The sequence below is a fragment of the Pseudomonas sp. N2-3-1-14 genome (genome assembly GCF_041228395.1).
In the GTDB taxonomy this organism is placed as follows: domain Bacteria; phylum Pseudomonadota; class Gammaproteobacteria; order Pseudomonadales; family Pseudomonadaceae; genus Aquipseudomonas.
The window spans coordinates 1206368-1218285 of record NZ_CP166199.1 but is presented as its reverse complement, the minus strand read 5'-3'; the positions used below and the strand labels follow the sequence as shown (position 1 = coordinate 1218285).

Genomic DNA, 11918 nt, shown 5'->3' with positions numbered 1-11918 from the left:
TCGATCAATGCAAAATCTGGCTCAAGAACAACTTGGTCCGATCATTCTGCGGGTTGTCGAAGAAGTCATTCGGCGCCGCCTGTTCGACGATCTCGCCCTTGTCCATGAAGATCACGCGATTGGCCACGGTGCGCGCAAAACCCATTTCGTGGGTCACGCACAACATGGTCATGCCGTCTTCGGCCAGGCCGATCATGGTGTCCAGCACCTCTTTCACCATTTCCGGATCGAGTGCCGACGTTGGCTCATCGAACAGCATGATTTTCGGCTTCATGCACAGCGCACGGGCAATCGCCACGCGCTGTTGCTGGCCGCCGGACAGTTGCCCCGGAAACTTGTGGGCCTGCTCCGGAATGCGCACGCGCTCCAGGTAGTGCATGGCAATTTCTTCGGCCTTGCGCTTGGGCATCTTGCGCACCCACATCGGCGCCAGCGTGCAGTTCTGCAGGATGGTCAGGTGCGGGAACAGGTTGAAGTGCTGGAACACCATGCCGACTTCGCGGCGGATCGCTTCGATCTGCTTGAGGTCGTTGGTCAGTTCCACGCCATCGACCACGATGCGCCCTTGCTGATGCTCTTCCAGACGGTTGAGGCAGCGGATGGTGGTGGACTTGCCCGAACCCGACGGGCCGCACAGCACGATACGCTCGCCCTGCTTGACGTTGAGGTTGATGTCTTTCAACACATGGAACTGGCCGTACCACTTGTTGACGCCCTGCATCTGGATAATGCCTTCAGGGCTCACAGGCTGTTTGATCGCTTCGCTCATAACAACAACTCCTAACGCTTGTGGCCTGTGTCGAGCTTGTGTTCCAAATGAATGGAATAGCGCGACATACCAAAACAGAAAATCCAGAACACCAGGGCGGCGAACACGTAGCCTTCAGTGGCCATGCCCAACCATTTCGGGTCGGCGGCAGCTTGCTTGACGCTGTTGAGCAGGTCGAACAGGCCGATGATGATCACAAGGCTGGTGTCCTTGAACAGCGCAATAAACGTGTTGACGATGCCGGGAATCACCAGCTTCAAGGCCTGCGGCAAAATCACCAGGCCCATGCTGCGCCAGTAACCCAGGCCCATCGCCGCAGCGGCTTCGTACTGCCCCTTGGGAATCGCCTGCAAACCACCCCGCACCACTTCCGCCACGTAGGCCGACTGGAACAGGATCACGCCGATCAGCGCCCGCAGCAGTTTGTCGATGCCCATGCCTTCGGGCAGGAACAACGGCAGCATCACCGAGGACATGAACAGCACGGTGATCAACGGCACGCCGCGCCAGAACTCGATGAAGGTCACGCAGACCACTCGAATCGCCGGCATGTTCGAACGCCGCCCCAACGCCAGCACAATGCCCAGCGGCAAGGCGCCGGCAATACCGACCGTGGCGATGACCAGGGTCAGCATCAGGCCGCCCCACTGGCTGGTGGCTACGTTGGTCAGGCCGAAGACGCCGCCGTGCAGCAGGAAGTACGCAATGATCGGGTACAGCACCAGAAAGCTCAGGCCGTAGACCGCCTTGCGTTGAAAACGCGAGATGAACAACGGCGCCACGCCAACGATGGCCAGCCACACGGTCAGGTCCACGCGCCAGCGCAGGTCGCCGGGGTAGTAGCCGTACATGAACTGCCCGAAGCGCTGTTGGATAAACACCCAGCAGGCGCCCTCTTTGGTGCAGTCTGCGCGCGTGGTCCCGACCCAGTTCGCGTCAAGAATGGCCCAGTGCAGGATCGGCGGCACGATCAGGTAGATCAGGTAAAACGCCAACAAGGTCAGCAAGGTGTTCAGCCAGCTGGAAAACAGGTTGGCGCGCATCCATGCCATCGGCCCGAAGACTTTGTTCGGCGGCGGCATATCAGGTTTGAAAGTATGCGAAGTCATGTGCGTTTCCTCACCGCTCGATCAGCGCAATGCGCTTGTTGTACCAGTTCATCAGCAAGGAAATGCTGATGCTGATCGCCAGGTACACGCTCATGGTGATGGCAATAACCTCGATGGCCTGGCCGGTCTGGTTGAGCACCGTACCGGCAAACAGCGACACCATTTCCGGGTAGCCGATACCGGCGGCCAACGACGAGTTTTTCGCCAGGTTCAGGTATTGGCTGGTCAGCGGCGGAATGATCACCCGCAGGGCTTGCGGGATGATGACCTTGCGCAGCGTCGGCCCAGGGCGCAGGCCCAGGGAGCGCGCGGCTTCGGTCTGGCCGTGGCTGACGGACTTGATGCCCGAACGCACGATCTCGGCAATAAACGCGGCCGTGTAGACGGTAAGCGCCAGGGTCAATGCCAGCAGTTCGGGGATCAGTACCCAGCCGCCCACGAAGTTGAAGCCTTGCAGCGTGGGCATTTCCCAGTGCAGTGGCGCGCCGAAGATCAGGGCGCACAGCGTCGGGATCAGAATGAACAACGCCAGACCCGCCCAGAACTTATGGAAGGGTACGCCGGTGGCTTCAAAGCGCTTGTTGGCCCAGCGAGCCATCAGCACGATTGCCACAATGGCGACAACGACGCTGACCACAAACGGCCAGAAACCGTCGGCGGCAATCGCTGCCGGCATGTTCAGGCCACGGCTGCTGACAAAGAACGTGTCACCAAAGTTATGGCTGTTGCGCGGCCCCGGCATGGTCAGGAACACCGCGAAGTACCAGAACAGGATCTGCAGCAGCGGTGGGATGTTGCGGAATACTTCCACATACACCGTCGCCAGTTTGTTGATCATCCAGTTGGGCGACAAACGCGCCACGCCGATGATAAAGCCGAGCAGGGTCGCCAGGACCACACCGATCACGGTCACCAGCAAGGTGTTGAGCAGGCCGATCACAAAGACGCGGGCATAGCTGTCCGATTCGGTGTAGTCGATCAAGTGCTGAGCGATGCCGAAGCCGGCACTGCGCTCAAGAAAGTCGAACCCCGAGGTAATGCCCCGGTGTTGAAGGTTGGTCTGCGTATTGTTGAAGAGGTACCAGCCCAGCGCGACGACCGCCACAATCGTGATGATCTGGAAGAGCCACGCACGCACTTTAGGGTCGCTGAAGCTGAGCTTCTGCTTGGGTGCGCCGATTTGATTTTGCATGAAGTGCCCCGCAAATAATGGAACAGAACATCACCCGGTGGTTGGCCCACCGGGTGATAGAACCATCAACGATCAGCGCACAGGGGGTGCGTATTGAATGCCACCGTTGGTCCACAGTGCGTTCAAGCCACGGTCGATTTCCAGTGGTGTGCTTTTGCCGAGGTTTTTCTCGAACACTTCACCGTAGTTACCGACTTGCTTGACGATCTGTACAACCCAATCTTTCTTCACTTTCAGGTCTTTGCCGTATTCGCCGTCAGCACCCAGCAGACGGGCAACGTCCGGGTTCTTGGTGGACTTGGCTTCAGCTTCGACGTTTTTCGAGGTGATACCGGCTTCTTCAGCGTTGAGCATGGCGTAGCCAACCCAGCGCACGATGGCCAGCCACTCGTCGTCGCCGTTACGTACGACCGGGCCCAGTGGTTCTTTGGAAATGGTTTCCGGCAGCACCACGTAGTCTTTCGGCGAAGCCAGCTTGCTGCGCTGTGCGTAGAGCTGGGATTTGTCGGAGGTCAGCACGTCGCAACGACCGGATTCCAGCGACTTGGCGCTTTCATCGGAGGTGTCGAAGGTGATCGGGGTGTATTTGAGGTTGTTGGCGCGGAAGTAGTCGGACACGTTCAGCTCAGTGGTGGTACCGGCCTGGATGCAGATGGTTGCACCGTCCAGTTCCTTGGCACTTTTCACGCCGAGCTTGTTGTTAACCAGGAAGCCAACACCGTCGTAGTAGGTGATGAAGCCCGGGAATTTCAGGCCCATGCCGGCATCGCGAGAGCTGGTCATGGTGGTGTTGCGCGACAGGATGTCGACTTCGCCGGATTGAAGCGCGGTGAAACGCTCCTTGGCGTTCAACTGGCTGAATTTGACCTTGGTCGCATCACCGAAAACGGCAGCTGCCACAGCGCGGCACACGTCAGCGTCGATCCCCAGGATCTTGCCGCTGGCATCCGGCACCGAGAAACCCGGCAGGCCGTCACTCACGCCACATTGCACGAAGCCTTTCTTCTGCACAGCGTCCAGGGTTGCGCCGGCTTGGGCGAAACCACTGACACCCAATACGGCGGCCGCGCACACGATGGCCAGGGTGGATTTCAATACCTTCATTCAAACCTCCAGTTTTGCTCTTGTTGTGTCGGAGCTCGAACCTCAGCGCACCCTTATGAGGCGATATCGACCCGTGTTGGCTTTTTTTAGGGTCAAGCGGCATGAAGTTGTCGCAGTAATTCCAGTTGCTATCCCACAAGCGGCAGTCACTGATAGTGTTACCGTCGTGAGTTAGTCCTGACATCGACCTACACATAGCAAGGCCCGTACCAGAGTGATGGCTGAGTCGTTTCAGCCCATGGTCAATAGGAAAAGATTCAACCTTGCGACATTCTCTTAACAGATCAACCCATCACGCACCGTTCCGACGCACCCAATCGGAGCGCACGCACATTAATGGAGCAGACATGACCGAACCCTTGATTCTTCAGCCCGCCAAGCCCGCAGACGCCTGCGTAATCTGGTTGCATGGCCTGGGTGCCGATCGCTACGACTTCCTGCCGGTGGCCGAGGCGCTGCAGGAAACATTGTTGACCACGCGCTTTGTATTGCCTCAGGCGCCGACGCGTGCGGTGACCATCAATGGCGGCTACGAGATGCCCAGTTGGTACGACATCAAGGCCATGAGCCCGGCCCGTTCGATCAGTCTGCAAGAGCTGGAAGCATCCACCACCATGGTCACGGACCTGATCGAGGAGCAGAAGAGAACCGGAATAGACGCCTCGCGTATTTTCCTTGCCGGGTTTTCCCAGGGTGGCGCCGTGGTATTCCACACCGCCTTCCTTAGATGGCAGGGCCCGCTGGGCGGCGTCATTGCCCTCTCCACTTACGCCCCCACCTTTGGCGATGAGCTGCAATTATCCGCCAGCCAACAACGCATTCCCGCGCTGTGCCTGCACGGCCAGTACGATGATGTGGTGCAGAACGCCATGGGCCGCAGCGCCTACGAGCATCTGAAGAGCCGTGGTGTCACCGTGACATGGCAGGAATACCCAATGGGGCACGAAGTGTTACCCCAGGAGATACACGACATCGGAACCTGGCTGACCGCTCGCCTGGGCTGAAAACTGCACATTATGTAGCCGTGTGACCAACGCACTACGCCGCGCCCGATTCTTGCATTACACTGGCCGGCGTACATTCCTTAACCAATTAATGAGATGACCGTGCTCAAAGCACTTAAGAAGATGTTCGGCAAAAGCGAGGCTGAGCCGCTCGCGCCTGTTCCCAGTGCTCCTGTCCCCTCATCCGGCAGCCGCAATGACGGTAAACAGCCAGACCGGACCGCACCTGTTGCCTCACCGAAGAAGCCCCCGGTGATCGCGCCTGAACCGGCAAAATCCGCCGAGGCCAAGCCTGCACCTGCGCCCAAGGCACCCCGCCGCGAACGCGCGCCCAAAGCGCCCGTGATCCCGTGGAAACTTGAAGACTTCGTCGTCGAGCCGCAGGAAGGCAAAACCCGCTTCCACGATTTCAAACTGGCTCCGGAACTGATGCACGCCATCCAGGACCTGGGTTTCCCGTACTGCACGCCGATCCAGGCCCAAGTGCTGGGTTTCACCCTCGCCGGCAAAGACGCCATCGGCCGTGCACAGACCGGCACCGGCAAGACCGCCGCGTTCCTGATCTCGATCATCACCCAGCTGCTGCAGACGCCGCCGCCCAAAGAGCGCTACATGGGTGAACCGCGCGCACTCATCATCGCGCCGACCCGCGAGCTGGTGGTACAGATCGCCAAGGACGCCGCCGACCTGACCAAGTACACCGGCCTCAACGTCATGACGTTCGTGGGCGGCATGGACTTCGACAAGCAGCTCAAGCACCTCGAAGCCCGCCATTGCGACATCCTGGTTGCCACCCCGGGCCGCCTGCTCGACTTCAACCAGCGTGGCGATGTGCACCTGGACATGGTCGAAGTGATGGTGCTGGACGAAGCCGACCGCATGCTCGACATGGGCTTCATCCCGCAAGTGCGTCAGATCATTCGTCAGACCCCGCCGAAAAACGAGCGCCAGACGCTGCTGTTCTCCGCGACCTTCACCGAAGACGTGATGAACCTCGCCAAGCAGTGGACCACCGATCCGTCCATCGTCGAGATCGAGGCGCTGAACGTTGCCAGCGAAAACGTCGAACAGCACATCTACGCCGTGGCCGGCGCCGACAAGTACAAACTGCTTTACAACCTGATCAATGACAACGGTTGGGAGCGCGTGATGGTGTTTGCCAACCGCAAGGACGAAGTGCGCCGCATCGAAGAACGCCTGGTACGCGATGGCGTCAACGCCGCGCAACTGTCGGGCGACGTGCCGCAGCACAAGCGCATCAAGACCCTGGAAGGCTTTCGCGAAGGCAAGATTCGCGTGCTGGTGGCCACCGACGTGGCCGGGCGCGGGATTCACATCGACGGCATCAGCCATGTGATCAACTTCACCCTGCCGGAAGTGCCGGACGACTACGTGCACCGTATCGGCCGTACCGGGCGTGCCGGCGCTGCGGGTGTGTCGATCAGTTTTGCGGGCGAGGATGACTCGTATCAGCTGCCTTCGATCGAGACGTTGCTGGGCCGCAAGATCAGCTGCGAGACGCCGCCGACGCATTTGCTGCGCGCTGTAGAACGCAAACGCCCATAAGCCGAATGCGATAAAAAATGTGGGCGCGGGCAATGTGGGAGCTGGCTTGCCTGCGATGCAGACACCTCGGTGAGTCAGTCCCACCGCGGTGATGCTTTCGCAGGCAAGCCAGCTCCCACACAAGCCCGCTCCCACATTGGGTTTTGCATCAACCTTACTTCCAGCGATCCGCCGCCGCGTGATCGCTGCCCCGCCCTTCCACCCAGCGCGGCCCTTCGGGCGTGTTTTCCTTCTTCCAGAACGGCGCTCGGGTCTTCAGGTAGTCCATCACAAACGCACAGGCATCAAACGCGGCCTGGCGATGCGCGCTGGCGGCTGCCACGAACACAATCGGCTCGCCCGGTTCAAGTGCGCCAATCCGGTGCAATATCTCAAGTTTGAGCAACGGCCAGCGCTGTTCGGCTTCGACCGCGATCTTGGCCAAGGCTTTTTCGGTCATGCCCGGATAGTGCTCAAGGAACATCCCCGACACCTCGCGACCCTCATTGAAGTCGCGCACATAGCCGACAAAACTCACCACCGCGCCGACGCCGACATTGGCCGCGTGCATCGCATTGACTTCCAAGCCCGGATCAAACGGCTCGGCCTGTACGCGAATGGCCATGCTCAGCCTCCGGTCACGGGCGGGAAAAACGCCACTTCGTCACCCTCGACGAGCGGCTCATCCAGCGAACACAGCTCTTCGTTACGCGCACACATCAGGCTGGACTCATTGAGCACGGCAAACGCCGGGTCATTGGCCAACGCGAGGCGCACGGCATCGACGGTGGCGAAATCGCCCTCCATCTCCAGCGAATCAAAGCCCACCACCTCGGCGTAGCGGGCAAAAAACAATACGTTGATGCTCATGCCTGGTCCGCCTTGAAATGCCCGCTTTTGCCGCCAAGCTTTTCCAGCAGGCGAATACTTTCGATGGTCATGCCGCGGTCCACTGCCTTGCACATGTCGTAGATCGTCAGCGCCGCGACGCTGGCGGCGGTCAGCGCCTCCATCTCTACGCCGGTCTGGCCGCTGAGCTTGCAGCGCGCAAGGATATGCACGGCGTCCACGCCGTCGGCGCGCAGCTCAACCTTTACACCGGTCAGCATCAGCGGGTGGCACAGCGGAATCAGATCACTGGTTTTTTTCGCCGCCTGGATCCCGGCAATACGGGCCACGGCAAACACGTCGCCCTTGGGGTGGGCGCCGTCGACAATCATTTTCAGGGTGTCGGGCAGCATGCGCACCCGCGCTTCGGCCACGGCCTCGCGGAACGTCACGGCTTTGTCGGTGACGTCGACCATATGGGCGCGACCTTGGGAATCGAGATGAGTCAGCACAGGGATACTCCTGATCAGGAGCGGCAATTGTAAACCCGTGAGTCAAATTTGCGCAGGGCTGTTTATCCCATGAATAAAGGGGCGCAGTGCGCCCCTCTATGCATGACAACACCAGGTTAGAAGCGGAAGGTGAATCCGGCATTGATCCCGTTGTTGTTACCGCGGTTGGACAGCAAACCGCTGTAGTTCAAGGACACCAGCGTGTCCTTGGTCAAGGCCATTTCCGCGCTGGCCTTGATCACCGCGCCATCACGCGCCACGGGCACGCTGTTGACGGCGAAGGCGGTGTCGCTGCCGGCAAACTTCAGCGAGGCGTCACGATCGGTATCGCCAAACTGATGCTCCCAACCCAGCTCGCCGCGCAAGGTGACGGCCGAGGTCGAGCTGATCGGCAATTGGGTATGCGCGCGCAGGCCCAGGGTGGACAGCGTGGCGTCCTGGCTTTGCTTGCTGGCATGCAAAGCGGCGGCGCCGCCCTTCTCCTTGAACGAATCACTCTGGTAGTTCAGGTACGTCAGGTTGGCGAAGGGTTCGAACAGGTTCCATTGGGTGTAGCCGATCTCGGCAAACACCTGGTCGGTCCGCGCGTTGTAGTCGGCCTTGTCGTAGTCCGACTGGTTGGCGTAAGCCACGCGGCGCGAAGTGTCCAGACGATGCCAGGTGGTGGCGCCGCCCAAGCGTAACGCTATCGCGTCGAAGCGTTTGCCGCCGTACACCGACAGGTGATAGTTGTCGCTGTCCGCCGAAGCCGACTCGCCATTGAGGTGGCTCTGGGTGTAGCCGGTCGCTGCGCCCACACGCCAGCCGTCGCCGGCCTCGGTGTCCAGCCCAAGCAGCACGCCGCTGGTGGACGAAGAGTAGCCACTGGCATTGTTGTCGCCGCTGACGTTATTGCGACCGCCCAGCAGTTGCACCCAGCCGCCGTTGTCGCGGGCGTCGATCTGCGCGCTGGAGTCGAGTGACTGAGCCTGTTGCAGACGGCCGTTGACCGCCTCACGAAGGTAGCGGCTGTCAGCCATGTGCGCTGCCGCCACATCCGAGTGCAGTTGCCCCGACAGTTGCTTGAACGCAGCCTGCGCCTGGGCGGCCGAGTCTGAAGCGAGCAGGCTTTCATACACTGGGCTACCCGCGCCCAATGCCTCGGCCGCCGTCGCCACGGCGCGCTCGTTACGGGTTTGCGCAACGCTGGCAAAGGTCGTCTGGTTGCGGTCTACGGCCAGGGTCAGCGCGTTAGGCTGGTAATTCAGCTGAGTCCCGATGAACAGATAATTAGGCGAGATCGCCGCAAACTGTCCGTTGATACCCTGGGTGGCGGTGAGGATGTTGAACGGCTGGCCCAACAGGCTGCGCGCCTCGGTGGCGGACAACAGGTTAGGGCTGTTCTCCAGAGACACGGTCACCACACCGCCATTGAGGGTGGCGACGCCGCTGCTCTGGATCTGGTCGCTTCGCCCGTTAGGGCCGACTTCGACGGCATACACCGAGCCCGGGTTGAAGGTTACGTCGCCCGTGTGCAGCGTGCCAATCGAGTGACCCGGTGCCACACGGCCACCGCTGTTGACGGTCAAGGCACCCACCGTGCCGTTGCCGGCCAGTGTGCCGCCAAGCGTGGTCATCACGCCGTTATCGGCGTTGACTGTGCCCACGGCGCTACCATCCACCGTCACGGCCGAGGTCAACGCGCCGTCCACCGACAGCTTGCCGCCGCGCACCCAAGTGCTGCCGGAGTAGGTGTTCTGGCCTTCCAGCACCAGTTCGCCATCGCCGGACTTGGCCAGACTGCCGACATAGGTATTGCCGGTGAGCAAGTCTTTGCCGCGTGCCAGCGTTGCCTGTTCGCGCGCATGGCCGATTTCGTATTCAAACTGATCATCGTCAGAGGCATTCGCCGGCAGACCGTTGAGCCAACCCTTTTGTTGCTGGGTGGCCGCCCAGGTCGCCTGCTCGGTGGCGTCTTCCACACGGCGGGCACGAATGGCTTCATCGGAAATCGGGTTGGCCCAGATGTCGCGAGTACCGGTGGGCAATGCCACCGCCACCGAACCAAGGAACTGCCCCGGCCCTTGCATGGCCTTTTGCAGGTTGGGCAAGCCCCAACCGCTGACTACGCCCGGTACTTGCGGGGTGCCTGGCGCGGCATCGTGCACCGGTTGCAGGTTGTCGTAGGTGCGGCCACCCGTCAGGTCACCCACCGGGGTGTCCGGGCCGTCCGGCGCTTGCAGGCTGGAGGTGGTCAGCAGCACATCGCGGGCCTGGCTGGCGGTCATGTAGGGAAAGCGCTGAATCACCAACGCCAAGGCCCCGGACACGCTCGGCGCAGCGGCCGAGGTGCCGTTGGCATTCGGGATGATTTCCCCTTCTGGCCCGGTGGACGGAATCCCCGAGACGCCCATCACGCACCACCACTTGGAGGTGCCGCAACGGTTGTAGACCTGCGCGCTGGTCTCGTCGTAACCGGTGATCGAGAGGAATTTGCCTTCGATGTCCGGCTTGAAAAACGGCAGATTGGCGTTGGTGTCCGGGTTGGCGCCGTGGCTGTCGTTACCTGCCGAGATGATCTGGATAAAGGTGTTTTGCCGCGCCGCGTCGGCCATGGCGTCCATCCAGGTTTTCTGCCCGGCGAGGGCCTTGTCCCAGAACGGGCGATAGGCCGCCTTCATGTCGCGCAAGTTGTCCGCCGCACTGTCGCCGACATTGCCGAAGTGGTTTTCAACGTCGTTGCGCGAGTTTTGCCCCCAGCTCTGGTTGACGATCGACACATTCTTCGCGGCCAGCGCGTTGTAGCTGGCCATGAACGCGTTGTAGTCCAGATCGTTGGAGCCCTGGAAGCGGTTGTCGTCGGTGCCGCCGGTATTGGCGACAAAAATGTTCGCGTCAAACGCGATGCCATGCATGCCGGTGCCATTGCGGCTGGCGCCGAGTACACCGGACATTTCCGTACCGTGGCCGTCGTTGATGGTCGGGTCGTACTCACCGGAAATACTGAAGTGTTCGCCTTTTTGAAACTCGCCGTCCGGGGTGTCGTGGAGGTAGCGCGGGTGCGTGGCGTAGTACTCGCCGGTGGACGTCACCGCCTGCACGCGATCCTGGCCCTGGGCATTCTTGCCCTGGAACTCGAAGTGCTCGGTGAGAATGCCCGAGTCCAGCACGCCCACATTCACGCCTTTGCCGGTCATGCCCAAGGCATAGGCGTAGTACGCGTTGGTGCGGTCCAGGCCGGAGTTGACCTGGGCTTCGGGGGTTTTCCAGGTTTGCGCGTTGGCGCTCCAGTCACGGGTAGCGGCGGCCCAGGACTGGCCGGCGTTCAGTTGCGCGTTGAGGTTGCTGCTGACGCCCGGCTCTACGTAGGTGTAGGGCTTGGCAGCCGGCAGGTTGGCGAGGATGGCCCTGGAAAAATCGAGAATATTGGTGGTGTAACGTCCGCTGTTGCTGAAGAGCCGGCTGCGGTAGTAATCCAACCGCGAGGCGTAATCCAGCGGGCGCTTGGTGTCGCCGAGCATGGCGCCAATGGTCAGGTTTTCGGGTTGCAGTTCGTAGTTTTGCTTGAGGGCTGAATCGAACTTGCCGGACTGTGCGGCGAAGTCCTTGGCGGCCAGATCGACGATGTCGGCGTAAGCAAAGCGCAGGTTCTTGTAGACATCGGTGTTGGGGCCAAACGATGCCACGGCTTTCCTGAAGGCCGACTCCAACACCTGGGCGGTGTAAGGGTTGCTGTCATCTGCCCAGGCCATTGGACCCTGACCCAGCCATAAGGCCAGGCCGAGTGCGATGGGCGTGAGAGGTATCGACCTGAAACCTGAGGCGCGTTTACGTTGAGACAAAGTGGAGCCATTACCTGCTACTTCCATGTTCCTT

Annotated in this window: 10 protein-coding genes; 2 read left to right on the top strand and 8 right to left on the bottom strand. The window is 60.7% G+C overall.

Translation table 11 applies throughout. The features are described 5' to 3' along the window. Positions 1 to 4 precede the first annotated feature (4 nt). From AB5I78_RS05605 to AB5I78_RS05590, 4 genes are all read right to left on the bottom strand, one after another. Positions 5 to 769: an amino acid ABC transporter ATP-binding protein gene (locus tag AB5I78_RS05605; RefSeq protein ID WP_003171943.1), complete on the bottom strand. Its 765-nt coding sequence runs from the start codon at positions 767 to 769 to the stop codon at positions 5 to 7. 11 nt (positions 770 to 780) lie between these two features. Continuing rightward, on the bottom strand, positions 781 to 1878 hold the full coding sequence (locus tag AB5I78_RS05600) for an amino acid ABC transporter permease (RefSeq protein ID WP_145161290.1): 1098 nt from the start codon (positions 1876 to 1878) through the stop codon (positions 781 to 783). A gap of 10 nt (positions 1879 to 1888) precedes the next feature. Continuing rightward, positions 1889 to 3070, bottom strand: a complete 1182-nt coding sequence (locus AB5I78_RS05595) for an amino acid ABC transporter permease (protein WP_369300945.1) — start codon at positions 3068 to 3070, stop codon at positions 1889 to 1891. Between the two features lie 72 nt (positions 3071 to 3142). Beyond that, entirely contained in the window at positions 3143 to 4174 is a 1032-nt protein-coding gene (locus tag AB5I78_RS05590; RefSeq protein ID WP_106579519.1) for an amino acid ABC transporter substrate-binding protein, read from the bottom strand. 347 nt (positions 4175 to 4521) lie between these two features. Here AB5I78_RS05590 and AB5I78_RS05585 point away from each other — a divergent pair, with 347 nt between their 5' ends. Together AB5I78_RS05585 and rhlB are read left to right on the top strand one after the other, a co-directional pair. Further along, a complete protein-coding gene (locus tag AB5I78_RS05585) occupies positions 4522 to 5178 on the top strand; it encodes an alpha/beta hydrolase (RefSeq protein WP_145161287.1) in 657 nt (218 codons plus the stop codon). Positions 5179 to 5274: 96 nt separating this feature from the next. After that, entirely contained in the window at positions 5275 to 6744 is a 1470-nt protein-coding gene (gene rhlB / locus AB5I78_RS05580) for an ATP-dependent RNA helicase RhlB (RefSeq protein WP_369300946.1), read from the top strand. A 154-nt stretch (positions 6745 to 6898) separates the two neighbouring features. Here rhlB and moaE read toward each other — a convergent pair whose 3' ends face one another. The 4 genes from moaE to AB5I78_RS05560 all read right to left on the bottom strand — a co-directional run bounded on the left by moaE (position 6899) and on the right by AB5I78_RS05560 (position 11911). After that, a complete protein-coding gene (moaE, locus tag AB5I78_RS05575) occupies positions 6899 to 7348 on the bottom strand; it encodes a molybdopterin synthase catalytic subunit MoaE (protein ID WP_369300948.1) in 450 nt (149 codons plus the stop codon). A 2-nt stretch (positions 7349 to 7350) separates the two neighbouring features. Beyond that, positions 7351 to 7593 carry a molybdopterin converting factor subunit 1 gene (gene moaD, locus AB5I78_RS05570; protein ID WP_242194594.1) on the bottom strand — a complete coding sequence of 81 codons (243 nt, stop codon included), beginning with the start codon at positions 7591 to 7593 and terminating at the stop codon, positions 7351 to 7353. Continuing rightward, on the bottom strand, positions 7590 to 8063 hold the full coding sequence (gene moaC, locus AB5I78_RS05565) for a cyclic pyranopterin monophosphate synthase MoaC (RefSeq protein WP_056858942.1): 474 nt from the start codon (positions 8061 to 8063) through the stop codon (positions 7590 to 7592). Before moaC ends, moaD begins: the two co-directional genes overlap by 4 nt. A 116-nt stretch (positions 8064 to 8179) precedes the next feature. Beyond that, the gene (locus AB5I78_RS05560; protein WP_369300950.1) at positions 8180 to 11911 is read right to left on the bottom strand and encodes an autotransporter domain-containing protein; all 3732 of its coding nucleotides are present in this window, start codon (positions 11909 to 11911) and stop codon (positions 8180 to 8182) included. Positions 11912 to 11918: the final 7 nt, after the last annotated feature.